We start from the raw sequence: 22,267 nt of genomic DNA, 5'->3' as shown, positions 1-22,267 counted from the left end.
ACTCCCTTTTCACTCATCTTAACTTTAATATTTTTCCCAATTTTCAAGGTCGTTTTCCTTGCTGTCACCTGTTCAAGAAATTAAGTCACCTTGTTTCGCTTATGAAGTGTTGTAACCTGAGTAAGAGTGCCGTTTTGAGCAAAAGTTAGAAACAGCAACTGCGCATTTTCCAGCAGAATCGAAAACGATTTTCGGGAAACTGTATCCGGTTCAAACTGCCTTAATAAATTGGAATTTGCCCACTGGAATTGAGGTCTTTCTTCCATGCTTGAATCGATCTAACCAGAGGATGAATTTTAGTATTAATCAGGCCTTTATCTTTTCGTAATGCCATAGATACAGTCTATAAAGGACATCGAAAAATATAAGTTTACATAATATTTATTATGATAATTAAAATCGCTGCCCACTCCAATTTATTCCTATTTTGTTTCTTCGAGCAGAAACAAACAAGACCGAACCCGTTGAGCAGCCAACTGATCCAGTCTTGTTTGATTTTTATGGTTTAAGGTTCCATTCCCCATACCAACTGATTACTTACGTATCCGGTAACCTTGCTATGGTTCACATATTGATTTCCCGCTGCCATGAAGGAATAGTCATCCGCCTGGTTGTAATTAGACCAGTTGTTTTTCGAAAAACGCGCCTGAATCTCTGCACTTTCGCCCGGATTCAATTTGCCTGCACTGCTAGTGAACCCCAGCTCAACAAAATAGTCAGCTCCAGCCACAGGAGTCGCCAGCTTGACGAACGTACTGGTGACGTTAGCACTTCCAACACTTGCCCAATCCGCCCAAAAGGTCTGATCTTCCTCTCCGTCAACCGTATAATAATACCGAACCTTTACATCACTCAGGTTAATGGCGGTATCGCCGGAATTGATGAGTTTGAATTTGGGAGCAATCCCGTTGGTCGAAGCGCTTGTATTCCCATTATAGGCCTGAATCGTTAAGTTACTGTCAGGTGGCACAACAACAACCGAACTATCCACTACATTTAACTTAAGATCGGCATCTTTACCTCCGTCAAAATGAAAAGTTAGACTCGTCTGACCTAAAGGTAACGTTGCCAGATAAGACTGGTTTAACACCACCGTTGATCCCGATACCGTATAATGCTGCCCGGATACGAGATTCACCGATCCTTGCGAAATGTTTGTAAGCTGATGCCCGTTCAAGGTGAGAGAAATTGTGATATTTTGTGCATGACTTGCTTCTTTATCAAAGGTTGCACTTCCGGGTGAGATGACCGCACTTGGATTCGGCTGATTCACCTTCAGATCCGGTAACTCATCCAGAGTAATGACGTAATCGCTTTGATAGAGCGTTTTCAATGTGGCCGGATAATTGAATGCATCACTCATCAGATGCTCACCATACCATGGACAGAAATAGAGCCAGCCAGCCTTTTCCTCGGTAAGATTCTTCACGCTCGGAACCGTATCGTTCTCTGTCATTGCCACCATCTTTTTGCCATTGGTCAGGTTCACCAGCTGATAGAAAATAGAGCTAATCGCATCCTCATTCGGAACACCCGACAATCCATCATAACGGTTGTAGATCGTATTGTATTTGTCGTAACCCACCAGATCTACCTGTTCATCCCCAGGATACCAAGCTGGAGAAGTACTATATACATAGCTGTTGTACGTCCAGATCAGATTATGCAGGTCATACGTTTCGGTCAGCTCCGTGTAGATCATATCCCACAGCTTTTTATACACATCCGCTCCTGCAGAAGCCCACCAGAACCAGGCTCCCTCGCCATTCAACCCTCCATTCCCTTCTGCTTCATGATAAGGACGGAAAATGACCGGCACATCGTTATCCTGTAATATCTGCAGCTGCTCCGCCAAATCCTCTATAGTCATCATGACGTATTGATATTCCTTCGTGCCCGGGATTACAGCCTTGGCTGTATCAAAATTCGTTTCGGTCGGTTTGTAGGTCGCCTCTTTCCAATCCACAAAATCACCAAGCTGATACGTATTAAAATTACGCGGCACATTGATATGCCAGGATGCGGTTGCAATTCCTCCCCGGTTATTGACCCAATCAATCATGCGATCGGTTGTACCATCTTCCCAGCCATAGAGCGGGTTATAGTTCATAAAATCAAATCCGCGGATGGCTGGATATTTACCTGTCAGATCATGAATCCATTCGAATTCAAGCTCCGAATCTCCGTCATTTCCTCCTCCATAGACCTCCTGTTGACCCGAAATGATCTTATTTCCATATACCTCCGTTAAATAGTCCATTAATCGTTGTGTTTCCGGTGTAGCCTGAGAATCCGTGAGTACAGGCTGCACATTCAGCGGATCAAGATCGGCATAATCGATTGTAAACGTATCAAAATAAGCATACCCCCAGCCAGCCTTCAGTTGAATGCTATTGCTGCCCTTATTTAATTTGTGAAAACCAAAATCATAGTCCGACCACGTCGTCGTGTACGGAAGCATGTAAGAACCTTTGGTTACCCCGTTTACCGCCAAGTATTGAAGCCTGCCGTCCATGCTAAGCTCCTGCATATAGCGGGTGGAAATGCTGTACATTCCTGTCTCGGGAACGGTCACGTTTAAGGTGATCGTTCCCGATCCCTGCATCCAGACAAATCCGCTGCCCGAATAGCCAGGTTTAGGTTGTCCGTAAATTTGGTTAACCACCTGCAAGTCCGAGGTTAGCTCCGCATCTTCGCCCTCAATGGTCAACAGCGGGGCATTCGCTTGCGCAGGTGCAGGCACAATCAGCATGCCAAACAACAGCACACATGTTAACATCACGGCAAGCATCTTTTGAACCCTTCTCCTCCATCCAATCGTTGTTCCCATCTTCATTCCGATTCTCATTTCCATCTCCCTTTCCATCTGAAATGTGAGAGCGAAATGTGCATAATTCTAATCATGATGGCGCTTTCATATGTAAACATATCATGAGTAGAGATTATTGTAAATATATGGTTATTTTCTTTGTGTAAATGCTTTATTTTTCAATATATATCTATGAAATTACAGAAATGACTTTTCACAAAAAACATTACGAAAACGATTCAATTCATGTCCGAAAACTTTGTTTTTTTAACCTTTATGCATCCTTATGTAATGTATCTAATCTCTTCATTCATCTGACACCTGAATAAACATACTGAATTCTTTTTTTATTACCTGACACCCAAGTAATCATGAATTCCGGTGACCCATACAAAAAATAAGAACTTTCTACGTGCAGAGCTTTATCTCTCACTCGCAGAAAATTCTCTATTATTCTTAATATTACCAGAATTTTGCGCAAAACTTAAGCCTTGTTCCTGCTTCGGATGTTCAGGTTTCAGCAACATCTGTTTGTAAAATGTTAACTGTTGATCTGCTACCCTCTTCTTTCAGCGGGTTTTCAATCGTTCTTTGGGCTGCGCAACGCTCACTTGCCCTGTTTACAGCCCGTATAATCCCGCCGTATCCTGTACAACGACAGAGATTGCCGCATAACCCCGATTCAATCTGTTCCTGCGAAGGATTTGCACACTCGTCCAGCAAAGCCTTGGTGGAAATGATCATACCCGGAGTGCAGTATCCACACTGGAATCCGCCTTCTTCCACGAAGGCTTGTTGAATCGGGTGAAGATCTCCCTTTTTCTCACCATGCAGTCCTTCAATCGTTGTAATCTCACTTCCCTCACATTGATAAGCCATAACAAGACAGGCATTAACCGGCTCTCCATTCATAAGGATCATACATGCACCGCAGCGTCCAACCTCACAGGACACCTTGGTTCCGGTTAGCTGTAATTGATTCCGCAGGATATCGACAAGCCGGGTTCCCGGGGAAACGACGAGTTGTCTTGACTGTCCATTCACCACGGCGCTCCACCCCCGCCCGAGGGGTTGGTTGATCATGATGGCTTCACTCCTTCTGGCAAAAGGACACTTAGTCCCTTACTCAACTCTTCGCGCGGCACGGGAAGCCGATTAACCCACACACCTGTCGCCTGATGAATCGCCGCTGTAATAGCTGGTGCAAGCGCAACGGAACCAATCTCGCCAATACCTCTCGGCCCGAATGTATCTCCTTCAGGTAAATCTTCAATCGCTTCTACATCCAGCTGCGTATGGATATCCTTAATCGTTGGAATCAGATAGGTATCCAGATTAGCCGTAACATAACGACTATGCTGCATGACGGCATCCTCGGTTAATGTAAACCCAAGCGCCATCACACTGCCGCCCTCAATTTGACCTACATACCCCATCGGATTGATTACCGGCCCTGCAGCCAAAATATGCCGTGTATCCCGTAGTTTGGTTTCGCCGGTCAGTGTATTGACCTCTACCTCCGCAACCACCGCGGCATACGTATAGAGGTAATGTCCCCCCATAACATCGTCTGGCGTAGTGGGATAATGAAAGCTGGTATCAAAAATCCACTCCTGCGCTTCTCCTTGCTTCACAAGATCACCATAGGAAACGACTGGGCAGGAAGAGGCCGATACAGATTTCTCTGTCTTTATCCACACTCCCCCTGGCCCTGTCACCAGCTTCGCCGCCGAGATACCTGTAATTTCTGAAGCAACATCAAGCAGCTTGGAGCGGAAACCATGCTGCAAACGCTGCAAGGCCATCCAAGCCATCGTGGTGGAACGGGATGCCGTACTGGATCCGCTATGAGGCACGCGATCTGTATCCCCAATAACAATGCTCAGATCCGACGGCTGACATTGGAACAGATCACAGAGCATAATCTCCAGCGTGGCTACAAGCCCTTGCCCAAATTCCTCGTAACTGAAAGCCACTTCAATCTTGCCCTCAGCATTCAGAGACAATCGTCCTCCCGCAGGGTCTGGAATGCCGTAACCAAGCCCGGCGCCGTGCATTGCGATGGCCGCACCGACTCCCCGCTTGATCCATGGAGGAAGTGACAATTGCACCTGGGGATGAAGATGCTTTTGCCATAGTTCCGAGCGGTGTATCGCTTCCCATACTTGAGATAATCCATCCGTGGGCAATATACGCTGGTTTAAGGGGCCTGGATCATGTTTCTGCCGCAAATTACGCCTGCGTAACTCCCAAGGATCCATATCGATCAATTGTGCCAGACGATCCATCTGACCTTCCATCGCAAAGATCGCCTGATTCCCTCCAAAACCGCGAAACTCCCCTGATAATCCATTATTCGTATATACAGATACACCTTCTACGTCCACATGCGGAATCACATACGGCCCCATACAATGCTCGGTACAGAAGTTTAATACGGGTGCGCCAAGCGTTGCGTAAGCACCGGTATCTGCCGTAATACGAACCCGATGCGCCTGCAAAATGCCTTCACGGCTTATGCCAGTCTGCATCTCGATCTTCATCGGATGGCGTTTCAATCCTGCCCGTACCGACTCTTTGCGCGAGTTGTGCATCTTGACAGGACGGCCGCATTTCAACGCAAGTAGCGCACCGTAAGGCTGTACGTTCAGTTCATCCTTACCGCCAAACGAGCCGCCAATGGGTGACGACACCACTCGAATATGATCTTCCGGGCAACCAATAATACGCGCGAGTTGCATACGATCCTTATATCCATGCTGCGTTGCCGCATAGACATGAAGACGTCCCTCCTCATCCGGCACAAACAGGCCACCTTCCGTCTCCATATATGCATGCATTTGTCTCGGGGTATAATAGGTCTCCGTCACAACATAATCACATGTGTCAAAAACTTGCTGGGCATCTCCTCGTTTAATCTCTGTGCGATGCAACACATTGCCTGGACCATGCGGATGCAGTTCCGGCGCACCTGCAGCTTGTGCAGCATCCGTGCTATCCAATGGTTCAAGCTCCTCATACTGCACCCGGATGGCTCCCAAGGCAAGTAAGGCACGTTCGGGTGAATCGGCCGCAACAGCGGCAATCGCATCGCCAACATAGCGAACAACATCCTCACAGAACACGGGTTGATCGGGTGTCGCAATCCCGAACCGGTTAAGCCCAGGGACATCCTTAGCCGTTAACACGGCATATACACCCTCCATCTCCTCCGCTTCCAATGTATCGACGGACAGCAGCCGTGCATGGGGATACGCACTTCGCAACACTTTTCCGTAGATCATGTCAGGCAAGGTCATATCGGTCAGATACTGCAGTTGCCCCGTTACCTTTGGAGGGCCATCCGGCCGCAGGTGCCAGCGTTTCCCGCTCTGTTCCCGGTTAATCAGCATGATGTCTCTCCCCTTCCATTGCTCCTTTTTTTGAAGCTCAAATGGTCGATTCCGTAGATGCCCAGATGACATAACGACTTAGATACTGCTCATGTTTAGGCATCCTGGATACCCATGGATTGAAAAGCCTGCCATAGACCGGCTCCAATTAAATTTCCTGCTGCCTGTATCCTGTAAGTTTCGGTTGCAAAAGCATCCGTATAGGATGCAAATTCGCCAGCAACTTGGGCTGCAAGCCCGGCAGCTTGAGCAGCATCTGCTTTTCCTGATCGAAGCCACTGCTCCGTCTCAGTCAGTCTCACCGCTGTACCCGATCCGCCACCAGCAGCAATCGAAATCCGCGTCCATTGTTTATCATCCGGGTCAAACTCCCCGAGAAAAGCTACGGTAACAAGGGAGGCAGTAAATGCCTCTCTACGCCCCAATTTATGGTAAAAGGATATATGCTGATTTCGTTCCGGGATAGATTGCTCGGACTCGTAAATACCTTGCTCCGAATCACAAGACGTCAGCTCTCCTCTCGCACGGCTGCACGGAATATGAATGGAGACTAATATATCTTCTGCATTCAGCCTTGTATCCCGCCCATCTAATAGCCATGACCTCACATTTTGAGTTTCCATGCCATGGCAGGTCAGCCAATGTAGCTCCGCGTCATACACAAGCAGAGCAGGTAACGAATCCCCGACACCTGATGTGATATTTCCACCAATGGTCGCCAGGTTTCGTACAGAAGGAGCTGCAATGGCCAAGACAGCCTCGTGCAAGATAGGTAACCGCTGAAGCAAAGGATCTGTTACACATTCTTTTAAACGGGTCATGGCTCCAATCACAATCTTATCCCCATGAACAGATATTCCGCTCATCTCGGGAATACGGGACAAACTAACCAGATGTTCAGGTGGAACTTTCACTTCTGATTCCCACTGGGTTCGCAACAACGTTCCTCCGGCAGCATAACACCACGTTCCTTCAAGCCGCTCTCGGATGATACGCAGTTCTTGCAGACTATCCGGTTGCCACACAGAGGGCAGCGTACCAGAGCCGTATCTCGGCGTTACCATGGCTCCCCCTCCTTTATTCTTCTGAGTTCCCTTAGAGGTCTTTGGGCTTTCTTGCAACGTGTTGCAAGATGTCTTATACTCAGGCTTCCCTCCACATCCGTTTTTCTGCATAATTCAAAATCCGTTGCAATTGCGGCTCTGTGTCAGCATCCCAGAAGCTCTCTTGGGGTAAAGTCACTTGAACACCTTGGTATTTTGGGTTGCGAAGCATTTTACGTGCTCCCATGTCTCCATGCAAGGACAACAACGGACCGAACATGTGGGAGCGAAAAGCAACCGGCGGTTTACCTCCCTCACCGTCCGTGCCAGATACATAATCACACATGGGGTTAGCACCCAATACCGCAGCAACATGATTGATCTCCTCTGTCGTTAGAAGCGGTTGATCCGCCATCAGAATCAGAACGCCTTTCGGCCTGTACTCCATCGCTGTCCATATACCGCAGTGAAGAGAGTTCGCCATACCGCCGCTGTAATCTCTACATAATGCAATGCGAAATCTGGATTCTGGATTATACGTGTACGAGGATGTTCGAAGCCATACCTCGGACACCCATTCAAGGCTGTCCTCCGGTTTGACCACACAGACAACCTGATCCAAACCGGAGTTCAGGGCGGCTTCCAGCGTCCATGCTGCCAGTGATCTTCCATCCGGCATGGTGACCGAGAGTTTATCTCGTCCGAGCCTGGTGCTCTTACCCGCCGCCAGAACGATACCTGTCGTTTGCATAAGCTCCGCTCCTTTTTTTGACCATCAACGCGGAATTCCCGGTCGTTCTCCTTTGCCGTCTGCATGCAATCAACTCAGCAACAATGCTGATCGCGATCTCCTCCGGTCCGTCTGCCCCGATGGACAAACCAACCGGACTACGCACATGATCCAGCGGCGGCAATCCGTCAAGCAAACGAGCCGTTCGGGTACGTGAACCCATAATGCCGAGATACGCATATTGACTGCCCACCAGCAGTTCAACCATCTCTCGTTCCCGCTGGAATTGGTGGCTCATCAGAAGGATATAATCTTGTTCCATGATGTTTAGTTGCGAGAAAACCTCCTGAGGAAACCCCTGTATCAGTACTGCTTCAGGAAAACGTTCGGGTGTACAGAAGGAATCTCGCCAATCTGTGATAAATACACGAAATCCAGCGGATTGAGACAATCTGGCAACCGGTACAACGTCGTTTCCGGCTCCGATGATGATCAAACGCGGTTTGGGAGCATAGTGCGAAGTGAATGAGTGCGGATGAGAAATATTCCATGGTTTTATCCAATGACTCGATCCTATTCTTGAGCATTCATATTGAACGTCACTGTAACCATCATTAAATGTTCGACAAAAAGAGATCATTGAACCCGTATCCAAAACTAGCTGCATCTGTTGCAAAATGTACCGCAATCCCCCGATAATTGGCTCAATCAGCACGACCACAAGACCGCCGCAGCCGATCGTTTCGCCCCAAGACAAGTCATCTTCGGGTCGCATATCGTAAGTAGCAAGCTCGAATCGCTCCGTCTCCAGTACCCGGCTCACCCGCATTTGCAGATCACTCTCCAGACAGCCCGGGCTGATACTGCCATACATCCTGCCGTCCTCGGTAAGGATCATGCAGACGCCCTGTTTACGATAAGCATGCCCTTCCACCTTAATCGCAGTAGCGAGCACGCTTCGAGTTTCCCGAATCGCAATAGCACACAGATCATGCATTTCCATCTGAACCGCCACCTTTCTACCTTCTGCCATTCATCCATCTGTGGATTAGTAAATTAAACGGCCGGAAAAGCTGGTATACGTTTCAATTACATACGTTTCAAGAGACGGGCAATGCTTTTATTCGACTCTCGCAGTACGATATTACGGTCAATAGTCTGGATTTTACGACTACTCAGCACAACGTTGCCATCGATAATAACGGTTTCCACACAGCTACGAGTTGCTGAATAGACAACACGGGAATAAATATCAGTTTCATAGGATGGGTATGTGTGAAAATCATCGAGATCCAGCAGGATCATATCTGCTTTTTTGCCTACTTCGAGACTGCCGATTTCTCTGGACATGCCTAACACTTCCGCACCACCCATCGTTGCCATACGTAGTACCGTTCTGGCATCCATCACTGTCGGCCCATGAGGCACCTTCTGAATCAGAGCGGTCATTCGCATTTCCTGGAACATATCCAGATTATTATTACATGGCGCACCATCTGCCCCGATCCCCACTGCGATCTGCCGGTTCAACAGGTCTGGGATGTCCGCAATCCCGGAGGAAAGTTTCATATTGGAACCTGGACAATGGGTGATTTTGACACCACGTTTGCGTATAATCTGCTTCTCTTCCTCACTCAGCCATACACAGTGAGCAAGCACGAGCCGAGGGGTGGCCAGGCCAATGTGATCAAGGTAGACGATGTTGCGCATACCTCGTTCGTGTTCTACCAGTTCAATCTCTCCACGATTCTCGGAGGCATGAGTGTGCACCTTAACGTGATATTTATTAGAGAGGTCACGCACCTCCACCAGCAATTCCTCTGTGCAAGATACGACGAACCGTGGACAGAAAGCATATTGAATGCGTCCACCGCCAAAACCGTTCCACTTTTCCAGCAAATCAACGCTTTGTTGTAGTGACTCCGCCGTATTTTCGCGCAGAGGTTCAGGAACCTCGTCCCCATGATCCATCATCACTTTGCCTGAGATCACCCGAATGCCGCTCTGTGCCATCGCTTGAAAAGCGGATTCCGTATGATGCACCGTCTCCATGTCAAGAATCGTCGTTGTACCGCTGGAGATCAGTTCCCCGAGACCGAGCATCGCCGAGTAATATACGGATTCTTCATCATGCGCCGCCTCCAGCGGCCAGATGCGTTTGCGAAGCCAATCCATTAACTCCATGTCGTCGGCACGTCCGCGAAACAACGTCTGGCACAGATGAATATGGGTCTGGATAAAGCCGGGCAGCAGCACTTTCCCTCGCGCATCAATGACCTGATCTGCCCCCGTCTCATCGATGTGCAAGGCAATTTCTTTGATTTTGTTATCTTCTATGAGCAGATCTCCCGTAAATACATCTTCTTCCGCATTCATAGTGACGAGCTGCGCGCCTTTGAGAAGAATCGTTCCCATGCCAATCTCCCCTATCTCCAGTTCTATCTTGTCTATCTGTTCGGTGTTGTTCGTCCTCTGCCTCATGCTTTTTCTCCGTAACTACCAGCCAATCGCGATTCCATCCCCTCTGGGGTCAGCTGCACCACTGATCAGACCATCCTCACGAATAACAATCCCCTGTGAGTGTCCCATAATTCCATCCCACGGCGCTCTGGCTTCAACCTTATGCCCCCATTTCGCAAGAGCAGTACATACATCATCGTGGTACCGATTTTCCACTCGCATCGAGTCACTCTTTTCACCCCATGTTCGACCATACAGCCATCGTGGCAGGTTAATCGCCTCTTGAATACTCATACCGTAGTCCAGAACCCCAGTCAGAATAGATAACTGCGTCTGCGGCTGCCCTTCCCCACCTTGTGTACCAAGCAGCATAACGGGCTTACCGTTACGCATCACCAGACCTGGCATAAGCGTGTGAAAAGAACGTTTGCCTGGCTCGAGAACATTGGCTTCCTTCGTGTCCAGAGAGAAAAAAGAACCCCTGTTTTGCAATAAAATCCCCGTATTGCCCGGGATATAAGCTGCGCCAAAATCATAGTACAAGCTTTGGATAAAGGAGACTGCATTACCTTCAGCGTCCACGACTGCAGCATATGCGGTATCCTGCCCCAAGATTGGAGACATAAATGGCTGTGCAGTAGGCGGCGCAGACTGGATTTCATTCCATAGCTGCTGTGCATAGGGTTTGGATAACAGATGGTTAAGCGGGATCTCTCTGAAATCCGGGTCAGTCAGATAGCGATCCCGATCCTTGAAAGCTTTTTTCACCACTTCCACCATCAGATGATAAAATTCAGGTGACGTACGTGCCACAACAGACAGGTCTACATGCTCCAGCATGTTCAACATCAGCAGCAAGGAGAAACCTTGTGAATTAGGCGGCAGCTGATAAACCTCGTAACCACGATACGGTGTGCCGATAGGCTTCACCCACTCACCCTGATGATTAGCGAAATCTGCTCGTGCAAGCATCCCACCGTCTTCCCGAATAGCTGCCGTTAATTGTGTGCCTAGTTCTCCCGTGTAGAATACATCCCGCCCTTCGGACTGTATAAGTCGCAAGGAGGCGGCAAGTTGTTTCTGAATGAGCAAATCTCCTTCCTGCAAAAGGGTGCCGGCAGGGGCAAAGACCGCTCGAAGCGGCGGATGCCCCATAATCAGTTCCTCATCCCGTTCCATCCAGAACCGCAGATCACGGGATACAGGACAACCTGTGTCTGCATACTGCACGGCGGATTCCAGCAATTTTTCCCACGGCATCCTACCGTACCGAGACCAGACCGCCCACCACGTATCCACCATCCCCGGAACGGTGATGGCACTGAGTACCCCCCGCTGCGGTATCGCTTTGAGCCCCATAGCTTTAAACGATTCTGCATGGAGGCCATCAGCCGAGCGGCCGCTTCCGTTATAGCCCGTAATCTCACCGCTTGCTCCGTCGTGAATCAGGAAAAATGCATCTCCCCCAAGCCCTGTCATGTGCGGAAACACCACACTAAGGGCTGCACTCACGGCCACGGCAGCATCATAGGCATTGCCCCCCTGGTGGAGAATAGAACTCCCCACCGCACTTGCCAGATAATGCGGTGTAGTTACCATTGCGTTTCGCCCCATCGGCATCTGATTTAACATGCAGCGCCCCCTTCCCTGAATCTAATCGGATATGTGCATGGTCAACTTCCCCGGTAAGTACTATATCCCCCTGGTGCAATCAATAAAGGAATATGATAATGACTCACGGCGTCCATTACTGCAAAACGAATGGGCACCACGGTCCACAAAACATGTACCAGCTCCGTTTGAGCTTCTTGTGCAAAATATCGATCCACATGGAAACGCAGTTCGTATTCGCCCTCTTCCAGCATCCCTTCCCGCAGCAAAGGTGCACTCAGACGCCCGTCCGTATTCGTCAGCGATTCCGCCACCTTTCTACTACTTTCCACGTCTCCCGACCTTTTTACAACGTACAGTTCAATCCGCACTCCTGCGGCAGGGACACCTTTGGATGTATCCAGCACATGTGTAGTAATCCGGCCTGCATTTAGTTGCATCAGATACCATCACCTTCTACCTTCTCTTTTCATCGTTCTCAAGATCCTTCCGGCACTGCGAAAGCCATTGTCGCAACCGGATATCAGCTATCTTGCATACCTCAACTAATGCTGTCTTGAATTCATCCTCCGGACTTCTGCTCTGCCGAAGTCGCATCGATTCAAGAATGGATGCGGCTGTATGCCCCTTAACCGCTAATATGAATGGAAATCCAAATCGCATCGTATAGTCTTTGTTTAACTGCTTAAGCTCGTTATATTGTTCTATCGAGAGCGAATCCAGACCGGCACCTGTCTGCTCCTCGACAGAGCTTCTGCTCATGCTGATTCGCGCTCCCAAGTCCGGATGCTTGCGAAGCAGCTCCAGCTTCTCTTCATGCTCCAAAGCCAGAATTTGTCGTGTCATCACATGCATCATCTCTTCCAATGACTCAAAGGGCCGAAGTATGGCAGAACGCTCTGCAATCCATGCCGATTCTTCAAACAAAGAGCCGAATGTTTGTGTAAACTGTGCATCAGACCAGCTATTAATGAGATGTGTAGGATCACTCATGTTAAAACCTCCGGTCTACGATCGATTATTGTTCCTCATTATATTCATCACCATCAAATGTGACAATAATATTCACGCAGTTTTGTGATATAACATAACACCAAACATGTGAATTGTTATTCATGCACGGGACTTTTCTTTTCTTTTGCCTCTTTACGTTCATAAACCGCACTCCCCGGTCAGGAAAGTGCGGTTTATTTCATCCTTGCATGTTTGTATGACCATCAAACCAGTGCATCACTTACATTATGAGCATAATGCACATCACGAGCATTCATCATTACATCCGAAGTCTGACAGGTGCTTTATCTTTGTCTCTCACGAACTTACGGAAGGTGAAGACCAGCTTTAATTTGAGCAGATCGTTCGTCTTCTTGAAATCCATTTGCAGCAGACTGCCGATCTTTTCCATACGGTAGGTGACCGTGTTTCGATGTACATAAAGCTGCTTGGCTGCTTCATTAATTAATCCATCATTTTCAATAAAAGACTCCAATGTGCTCATGAGCACCTGATTGGGATCGCCGTCTCTGGCGAGTAAAGGTTCGAGCACCTTGTTACAATAATTTTCCATAATTTGTTCCGGCACATGCTGGAAAACATACGCAAATTCCAACATCTCAAATTGTAATGCTCGATCCTTCATACCGAACCGGTGAGCCAGAGAACGTGTATCCAGACATTCATGATACGCTTCACGCAGTGATGTCGGCTCATGTTTCATTTTACTAATCCAGAAACGAGGCCCTGGTGCCCCCTTCGCTTCTTGGGCTGTGAATACATCGCCGAATCGATTGATGAGAAATGCAGATAATTCCTCACCATAATCACGCCCGGTCGGACAACTGTAGATGGACAGAATGCCCTCATTCATCTGAAAATGCTGGGAAGCGGTAAATTGCATCAGCGGATTGTACTGCAGCTCCCGATGAATCTGTTTGAGCAGTTTGCCCTCAGCGAAGATATTCGGTTCCAGCGTAGTTAACACACATTGATACGTGCCTTGAAACAGGTGAACGCCTTTATTTTCACTCAAAGTGATGAGTTCCTGCATCGTTAATTTCTGATCCACATACTGGGTAAGCAGCGTACGCATCTCATCCTGAACCGTGGGATTGATATGCTCGCGGTAGGTCATATCCATGTAAAAGGCTAACACATCTGCGGCCTGCTGAAACAGCTCTTCCTCCGCTCGCAGGGACAACGCCGAGTCCGTATACACCAGCAAGAAACCATACTCTTCGTCCGTTTGTTTAATCGGCACACGATGACAGCTTCCCTGATTCCATTTCACCCGGTGCATGACCGATTTCCAGGGCCAGCCCTGCATAACTCCATTGTCCGACATTACATCGTCATTCGCATACAGTACGTGCCCACGTGAACCAATGACTGCAATCGAATAATTAAGGATCATGGACATTTCGGCAAAGACATTGCGATGCTGTTGCTGCTGTAGTGCGAAATGCATCAATTTCTTCTGTTTCTGCACCACCTCATGAAGCAATCGATGACTGCGTTCATGCTCTACTTTAAACAAAGCGTTCATCTGATCGGAGAAGGTGAACTGGAATGGAAGCTCCAAGAGTGGCAAACGAAGGCGATCCGCTTCCTCCACAATGCCTTCGGGGATGGATTGCCAGAAACGTCCGAGCTTGATACCAAGACCCGCACATCCTCGTTCATTTAGACGTTGCATCAATCGAAGGGCGTCGGGCTCACTGTCTTTTATCATAAAAGCAGTCGTAAACAGCATTTCCCCCGATTTGATCCAATCTGCAATATCAGGGGCGTCCATGACGTTTACAGACTTCATCATGCGTGAAGTCCCTTCCTCGCCTGCAACCAGTTTAGCCTCGGACAGCGGGTATACCTGTAAAGCTTCTTTAACGGTAAGCTGCATGGACATGACCTCCCATATAATTGACGTTTAATGTGAATTCCAACTTTGGAAAGACTCTTTTTTCATGATCTCACCCGAAAAGCAGAACAACCAAACCCTGATCTCCAGCTATTTGTTAAGTATTATAACATCAAGTTCCAAAAAGAAGCTTACATGAGAAAAAATAAAACCTATGCCTACATGAAAGCATCATCATGCTTCCACGGACATAGGTTCGACATTTTACATATGCATCCTCATTTTTATAACAGCGATGAACAACCTGATCAGATCAAATCCCCATCTTTTCGTGATTCAACCATAATTTCATACGGGATAATACATCTTTGATATTTAGCGGTTTGCTGAGATAGTCGTTTGCACCAGCGGCGATACATTTCTCCCGATCTTCTTTCATCGCTTTGGCTGTGAGTGCAATGATTGGAAGCTCAGTCAGACCCATTCGTTCCCGAATCCGGCGAGTTGTTTCATATCCATCCAGTTCCGGCATCATAATATCCATCAGGATGATATCCGGTTGAAGTCCTCCCTGTTCCAGTAGCTCCAGACATTCCGTTCCATTCTGAGCAGAGATCACAAGCATGCCATATTGCTCCAAAGCATTCGCAAGTGCATATACGTTACGGATATCATCATCCACGACAAGAATACGGCGGCCGCTAAATAAGGATTCCTCGAGCGGGGTTAGCAAGATCTCCCGATCCTTCACATCCATCTGCACCTGAGGTGAAGATGAGAGTTCACGTTCTTCTGACGTCGTTTCTTCTGCTTCATCGATAAAAAGTCTGTGGCTCTGCTCATTCTTTACTACTGAGCCCTCTCTATGCAGAGGAAGAAACAGCGTGAATACACTGCCTTGACCCACGCGACTTGCCGCCGAGATTGAACCGCCTAACAACGAAGCAAGGGATTGAGAGATGGAAAGACCTAACCCCGTACCGCCATATTTACGGGCAGTCGCACCATCGGCCTGTTTAAATGCCTCAAAGATCTGAACCAACTTATTCTCCTCGATGCCGATCCCTGTATCACTTACGGAAAAGGCAATGACTTCTGTATCCTGCCCCGCTTGATCGGGGTCAGTCAGGCTCATTTGAGAGATCGTCAGCGCAACTTCACCTTCACTCGTAAACTTGAACGCATTCGAAAGTAAATTTCTTAGAATCTGATGCATCCGCATCTCATCCGTTTTAATCGTATCCGGTAGCGGGCTCTGCAATTGAATTCGGAAGTCCATTTTTTTCTGTTCTGCTGTTTTCAAGAAATACTGATTCATCACTTCCGGCAACGTGTCGAGATAAACATCATCAAACTCCACTTCCATCTGCCCCGCCTCAACCTTGGAAAGATCAAGAATATCGTTAATAAGGTTCAGCAAGTCTTTACCCGATCTATGAATGACGGCAGCATAATTCTGTTCTTCACTGCTCAGATGATGATGTTTGTTCTCAGCCAGGATCTCGGAGAGAATCAGCATGCTATTGAGAGGCGTACGCAGCTCATGTGACATATTCGCCAGAAATTCCGATTTGTATCCCGAGCTTGTCCGCAGTTGATCGGCCACCACCGCAAGTTCTTGGGCTGTATTCTCGGCCGCACCTTTCTGGTTCTCCAAACGTTCATTGAGCATATACAATTCATCCGTCTGCATCTGCAATTCTTCTGTCTGTGATCGCATCTCTTCCGTTTGAAGCTGCAGCTTCTCCGATTGTGCCTGTAACTCTTCGTTCAAGACCTGTGACTCATCGTAAAGCTGTTGCAGCTCCATCCGCGTGACGGTCGAATGAAGCGAAACACCGAAGATCACCGTTAATTCCCTGATCCATTCCATAGATTGCTCTGGTAAAGGCTTCATTGATGCGAGTTCCACGACAGCAATGGTCTTGCCTTCAAACAAGATAGGTACAACGGTAAGTGAACTCGCTGAGGTATAGCCCAGCCCGGAAGCAATCCGGATGTAGTTCTGGGGCAGATCATTCATTCGCAGCACCCGCTGTTCCAATGCGCTTTGGCCGACCATGCCCTCACCGGGCGCCAGTGATATTTTCCCAAGAGAACGTTCCTTCTCGCCATCCCCTGCATAAGCAGCCACACGAACGAAACGGTTGTCTTTCCAGTAATACAGCACACTGTACGGAATCTCCAGCATCACTGCAAGCTCGCTAAGGAACAAACGGGACAAACCTTCGAGTGTTGTTGGATTCTGCATAAGCGTGGCAATCCCCGTAAGTTGATCCTTCACCCGGTTTTGTTCCTGTACCTCATCCAGCAACTTATTCGTTTCATGCCCGAGATCAGCTACTTCATCTCGTGTTCGCATTCGTATCCGTTGCTTCAGGTTTCCCCCTTTGGAAATATCGCTAATCGTCTGCTTCACTTCTTGAAGTGTTCTCACAATATTGCCAGAGATGATTAAAGCTGCGGCAATGGATAACGCTGCAATCAGAGCCCACAGAGTGTACATGATCGTCAGCAAAGTCGAGCTACGGTTCGCCAAATCCGTCACCCTGGCTTCCGTCAACATAATTTCGGTATTACGGAAGGTGCCAAGCTGGGACCGAAGCAGATCAATTTCCGTTTTACCCGGATCTGTTTCAAAAAAAGCGAGGACCTTGTCCTGATCCCCTTCTTTCTTCAGCTGTACGGATCGTTCGCCAGCAATCTCAATCCAGCGGGTAATATGGGACTTAATATTTTGCAAACTTTGTTGCTGTGCCGGGTTATCGCTAATCAAGGAATATAACTGATCGTAATTGGAGTTCCACTCGGAAAGACCTTGATCATAAGGCTGAAGATAATTCTCTTTTCCGGTAAGCATGAATCCTCGCTGTCCCGTTTCCATATCCAGCACATTTTTTTCAATCGCGTTGGTCAGATTATGTACGTCCAGATCATGATGGCTGATAAAATCATTTTCCTTCTGCAACACATCAATTTGGGCCGAAAGTACCAGAAGTACTACACCAAATAAGAGCACAACCACAAGATAGCCCAATACAATTTTGGAGCGTATCGTAAATCTTCTCGTTTTAGACAACGTGGAACCCTCCAAATATTGTTGAATACTGAATAAAATCATGAAATCTGTTGCATTAGTATTTTATATGTATAGATATCTTCTGACAAGCAAAATATGCGGGGATATAAGAAAAACGACCTGCTTTCGCAGGCCGCCTTCCGGGACTTTATTCGTATTTATTAATACTTGTAAAAAATTCAGAGCATAATGAAGAGTTTAGGCCTTTGGTGCAATCATTTTGGCCGGGTCTACATATTGATCGAACTGTTCTTCTGTAAGAAGCCCCGTTTGTAACGTAGCTTCCTTCAAAGACAATCCTTCCTTATGTGCCAGCTTTGCAATTTTGGCTGCATTTTCATATCCAATGTGAGGATTCAGAGCTGTAACCAGCATAAGCGAGTTATCCAGATTATGTTTGATCTGATCCAGGTTTGGCTCAATGCCTACAGCACACTTGTCGTTAAATGCAATGATGGAGTCAGCAAGCAATTGCACGGATTGCAGGAAGTTATAGATAATGACCGGCTTGAATACGTTCAGCTCAAAATTACCTTGGCTGGCCGCGAATCCAATCGCTGCATCATTCCCCATCACCTGCGTCACAACCATCGTAATCGCTTCACTCTGTGTCGGGTTCACTTTACCTGGCATAATGGAACTGCCCGGCTCATTCTCAGGGATGCGAATCTCACCGAGGCCGCTACGTGGGCCGCTTGCCAGCCAGCGTACGTCATTGGCAATTTTCATCATATCCGCTGCGAGCGCTTTTACTGCACCGTGAGCATACACCACTTCATCATGGCTTGTCAGGGCGTGGAATTTGTTCGGCGCAGATACAAAATCTTTGCTTGTATGTTTACCGATCTCCTTGGCCGTAAGATCACCAAAGTCAGGGTGTGCGTTGATTCCCGTTCCTACAGCCGTGCCACCAATCGCAAGCTCTTTCATGTACTCTACGCTCTCGCGAATCATACGCTCACTCTTGCCCAGCATTGCTTCCCATCCGCTGATCTCCTGACCCAGCGTAATCGGTGTCGCATCCTGAAGGTGAGTACGTCCGATTTTGATGATATCTTTAAACGCTTCCACTTTTTCCGCAAAAGTGGCTTTCAATACAGCTATCGCTGGCAATAATTGATCTTCCACAGCAAGAACACCTGCGACGTGCAGTGCTGTTGGGAACGTATCATTGGAGCTTTGTGACATATTCACATCATCATTCGGATGCAGGCGCTCTTCCTTGCCCTTTTGCTCCAGCAACTGGTTACCCAGGTTGGCAATGACTTCGTTCACGTTCATGTTGGATTGTGTACCACTGCCCGTTTGCCATACAACTAATGGGAAGTGATCGTCGATACGTCCTGCTATGATCTCGTCTGCCGCATAAGCAATCGCATCTGCCTTCGCCGCTGATAGTTTTCCTAATTTATGGTTACTTGCCGCAGCACTTTTTTTCAAAATGGCAAGGGCGCGCACCAATTCCATTGGCATATGCTCGCGTCCAATCGGGAAATTCTCCTTGCTGCGCTGCGTCTGAGCGCCCCATAGCCTGTCGGCCGGTACTTTCATTTCGCCTAACGTATCTCTCTCAATGCGGTATTCCACTTGCTTGTCCTCCTCCAAAATGTTGGTCTGGGTCTCTACAAAGCTTGTGTATCTCGTCATATTATACATGATTTACGAGCAGATTTTCACCTTTTCGACAAAATTGTAAGCGTAGCGCAAAATGGAAGGAATACGAGTGAGTTCAATCCATCATCGACTATTTTTGAGCAGCAACCGGATATAGACGGCTTGTCTGTTCAAACAATTCCCCTGGCTGCAGGCCAACAAGACCCATCTCTTCCGCAGAAATCCCTTCTACATTCGGGGCATTGACCAGATTCATCTGTGGTTCCGGACAGAAAAATTCATTGCAGGCATTATTGTTCCAGATCATCCAATGTTTATAAGATGTCCCTACATCGTATACCAGCTTGTCTCCTGTGCGGTGATCCGTCAGTTCCATATAGTTACGGCCATTCTGAGGCTCAGCGGTATAGTGGTTATCCATGGCTGCAAAAAACGGACTGACTCCGCCCTGTTTAAGCTGTTCTTCTTCGGGTGTAAGCGGTTGAAATTCTCCCGTTGGCAGAGAACGCTCATTTAATTCACGACGCTGACCAATGGTCACTTTCGCTGTATAATCCGAAGACTGACTGTCCGGTGCAAAAGGAACTTTAATCGCCGTATGAAAAGCAAACAGGTTTGGCATATATTCTGTACCCGTATTGTTCACGATCAACTGTTGTTGCAGTCCATGACTGCTCAAAGAATAACGAAGCGTTACACTGAACGTAAACGGCAAATATTTGTAGAAAGCATGGCCTTCTCCAATACTTTGGCTGAGCGTAACATAACTCTCCTGATCATTGGAGCCATAACCTTCCACCGTCCAAGCCACATCATGTAAAAATCCGTGCAAATGATTGCCCGTCGCAGGTTCATTGATCGGCAGTTGATAGACTTTGCCATTCCAGGGGAAACGACCATCTTCATACCGGTTTGGCGGGGATAGAATCGGAATACCGTACACGGCAGGAGCCGCCATGAATTCATCCATCTGATCCTGATCCGGCTCGCGCAGGTAGCTATATCCTTTTTCCGTATCCCGAAAAGCAACCAGGTTCGCGCCAACGCTCGGAATTACTGCCGCTTCCAATGAAGCGAAGCGAAGCCATACCGCAGGAATGCCGCCAAATTGTTCTTCAAACGCTGTATTCTGTTGTGTCATCGTTATATGTACCTCCTGCATACTAAGGTTATATTATACGGCTCGACTATATCATGATTGCGCATAAAATAACAATCTGAGATCGAGAACAAATAAAACAACGTATGGAAACGTATGAAAAAACAAAAAGACAGCTGCAGGTTCAAGGTTCAGCGGCTGTCTTTTTCGGTCTACAGCTCTGCCGTATCAGGCGAGCATCTTAATCTAATTCTACGTATCTACCATGTTTCGGCACTGCATCTTCTTCAAAATGCTGATCCAGCTGCCTGAGCGATTCATGCAACATTTCCCCGCTTAACACATGTCCGTGTCCCGTCACGGCCACCTTGGGTTCCAGTTGTCTGATGTGCTGAACCGATTCATGCGCGGCCTGCCAATCCGTTGTAAAATACGCCGGGGGGCCATGCAGCTGTTTGTCCTGTAGCAGAACACTCCACAGCGACTCTTGTTTCACCGTAACAATCGCGTCACCCGCAATTAGCAAACGATCCGCTTCGCGGAATAAAGACACATGCCCCGGTGTATGACCTGGTGTATGCACCCAGCTCCATCCCTGTATTCCGGGCACAGAATGATCCTGGGGCAGACTGAACACCCGATCATCCAGATTGATTGCTTCGTTAGGATACGTAAATGACAATCGCGCCATCAGACCACCGCCCACGGAAGGGTCTGCCGGGGGATAATTACTCAAACCCGTGAGATATGGGATTTCCAGTGGATGTGCATACACAGGCACTCCCCAGAATTGTTCCAGTTCTATCACCGTTCCTACATGGTCAAAGTGACCATGCGTTAAAATAATGGCAGACGGCGGGCCTTGAAATCGCTCGGTTGCCACATCAACAATGTGATTCGTGAATTTTGACATCCCTGTGTCCACGAGGACCCAGCTCCTGCTTCCCGGTTCTCCAATGAACACGACATTCACAAAAAGGGTACGCAAGCTCAAAATATCAGGAGCCACTTCCTCAACACTGGTCATTCCTGATGTGATCAGATTGTCAAATGCCATTCACGGTTACCTCCCATCAGGCGAATTGTCTCTCTGGTTAAGTTCATCTCGTAGACTTCCCTTTTCTGGAATATCTATTCGGAATCTCGAAAAAATAAAAATAGACGTTGCGCACCTTGCTCAAGGCACACACCGTCTAGTATAGTCAGACAACTCGGACAATAGAACAAGAACATCTGCTACCCATTAAGCCGGATAAGCGTCCAAAGCTGCATCAAGCAATTGATTGTACAGATCGTCATCGGTTTCCAGCAGCTCGTCCATTTTCAGCAGTTCTTCTTCGTCTCCGGACTGCTCCGTGAAATGCAAACTGTAATCCCAGTCCTTGCCGTTTTTGCTCATAAACGTAACTTCATATACGGACTTGTCACCATCCGTCTTAAATACCGTACTTCCTACAAAACTTTTTTCATCCTCACGACGCATCTCTGCGCGAATAATTTCGATATTCACTCTTATACTCTCCTTTTAATCTCTCATTTAAAGCATTTCTCCAACTTTCTGGCAAAGCTGTTTGGT

General features: G+C 47.7%; 16 protein-coding genes. All 16 read right to left on the bottom strand.

Annotated elements, in window-relative coordinates; all coding sequences use genetic code 11:
- Positions 1-505: 505 nt before the first annotated feature.
- Positions 506-2,848: a glycosyl hydrolase gene (locus ACUTVW_RS06820; RefSeq protein ID WP_445645105.1), complete on the bottom strand. Its 2,343-nt coding sequence runs from the start codon at positions 2,846-2,848 to the stop codon at positions 506-508.
- A 471-nt stretch (positions 2,849-3,319) separates the two neighbouring features.
- Positions 3,320-3,892 carry a (2Fe-2S)-binding protein gene (locus ACUTVW_RS06815; protein ID WP_445645104.1) on the bottom strand — a complete coding sequence of 191 codons (573 nt, stop codon included), beginning with the start codon at positions 3,890-3,892 and terminating at the stop codon, positions 3,320-3,322.
- The gene (gene pucD, locus ACUTVW_RS06810) at positions 3,889-6,201 is read right to left on the bottom strand and encodes a xanthine dehydrogenase subunit D (protein WP_445645103.1); all 2,313 of its coding nucleotides are present in this window, start codon (positions 6,199-6,201) and stop codon (positions 3,889-3,891) included. The genes ACUTVW_RS06815 and pucD overlap by 4 nt, the downstream gene beginning before the upstream one ends.
- A gap of 95 nt (positions 6,202-6,296) precedes the next feature.
- Entirely contained in the window at positions 6,297-7,265 is a 969-nt protein-coding gene (locus tag ACUTVW_RS06805) for an FAD binding domain-containing protein (RefSeq protein WP_445645102.1), read from the bottom strand.
- Positions 7,266-7,344: 79 nt separating this feature from the next.
- Complete coding sequence (locus tag ACUTVW_RS06800; RefSeq protein WP_445645101.1) at positions 7,345-7,995, bottom strand: nucleotidyltransferase family protein; 651 nt, start codon at positions 7,993-7,995, stop codon at positions 7,345-7,347.
- On the bottom strand, positions 7,961-8,977 hold the full coding sequence (locus ACUTVW_RS06795; RefSeq protein WP_445645100.1) for an XdhC family protein: 1,017 nt from the start codon (positions 8,975-8,977) through the stop codon (positions 7,961-7,963). Before ACUTVW_RS06795 ends, ACUTVW_RS06800 begins: the two co-directional genes overlap by 35 nt.
- Positions 8,978-9,063: 86 nt before the next feature.
- Positions 9,064-10,389, bottom strand: coding sequence for a 5'-deoxyadenosine deaminase (locus ACUTVW_RS06790; RefSeq protein ID WP_445645099.1), 1,326 nt, complete (start codon positions 10,387-10,389; stop codon positions 9,064-9,066).
- An 81-nt stretch (positions 10,390-10,470) separates the two neighbouring features.
- On the bottom strand, positions 10,471-12,066 hold the full coding sequence (gene ggt, locus ACUTVW_RS06785) for a gamma-glutamyltransferase (RefSeq protein ID WP_445645098.1): 1,596 nt from the start codon (positions 12,064-12,066) through the stop codon (positions 10,471-10,473).
- Between the two features lie 41 nt (positions 12,067-12,107).
- On the bottom strand, positions 12,108-12,485 hold the full coding sequence (uraH, locus tag ACUTVW_RS06780) for a hydroxyisourate hydrolase (RefSeq protein ID WP_445645097.1): 378 nt from the start codon (positions 12,483-12,485) through the stop codon (positions 12,108-12,110).
- A 16-nt stretch (positions 12,486-12,501) separates the two neighbouring features.
- Positions 12,502-13,038 (bottom strand): 2-oxo-4-hydroxy-4-carboxy-5-ureidoimidazoline decarboxylase, encoded by a 537-nt coding sequence (gene uraD / locus ACUTVW_RS06775; RefSeq protein WP_445645096.1) that lies wholly within the window; start codon positions 13,036-13,038, stop codon positions 12,502-12,504.
- 280 nt (positions 13,039-13,318) lie between these two features.
- Positions 13,319-14,941 (bottom strand): PucR family transcriptional regulator, encoded by a 1,623-nt coding sequence (locus ACUTVW_RS06770; RefSeq protein WP_445645095.1) that lies wholly within the window; start codon positions 14,939-14,941, stop codon positions 13,319-13,321.
- Positions 14,942-15,212: 271 nt separating this feature from the next.
- Positions 15,213-17,978 carry a CHASE3 domain-containing protein gene (locus ACUTVW_RS06765; RefSeq protein WP_445645094.1) on the bottom strand — a complete coding sequence of 922 codons (2,766 nt, stop codon included), beginning with the start codon at positions 17,976-17,978 and terminating at the stop codon, positions 15,213-15,215.
- A gap of 198 nt (positions 17,979-18,176) precedes the next feature.
- Complete coding sequence (gene fumC / locus ACUTVW_RS06760; RefSeq protein WP_445645093.1) at positions 18,177-19,565, bottom strand: class II fumarate hydratase; 1,389 nt, start codon at positions 19,563-19,565, stop codon at positions 18,177-18,179.
- A gap of 157 nt (positions 19,566-19,722) precedes the next feature.
- Positions 19,723-20,733, bottom strand: coding sequence for an aldose 1-epimerase (locus ACUTVW_RS06755; RefSeq protein WP_445645092.1), 1,011 nt, complete (start codon positions 20,731-20,733; stop codon positions 19,723-19,725).
- A gap of 199 nt (positions 20,734-20,932) precedes the next feature.
- Complete coding sequence (locus tag ACUTVW_RS06750) at positions 20,933-21,748, bottom strand: MBL fold metallo-hydrolase (protein ID WP_445645091.1); 816 nt, start codon at positions 21,746-21,748, stop codon at positions 20,933-20,935.
- 186 nt (positions 21,749-21,934) lie between these two features.
- On the bottom strand, positions 21,935-22,201 hold the full coding sequence (locus ACUTVW_RS06745) for a hypothetical protein (RefSeq protein WP_445645090.1): 267 nt from the start codon (positions 22,199-22,201) through the stop codon (positions 21,935-21,937).
- Positions 22,202-22,267 lie beyond the last annotated feature (66 nt).

It is taken from the genome of Paenibacillus sp. TSA_86.1 (genome assembly GCF_052691815.1).
This window is presented reverse-complemented; position numbering and strand designations above follow the sequence as displayed.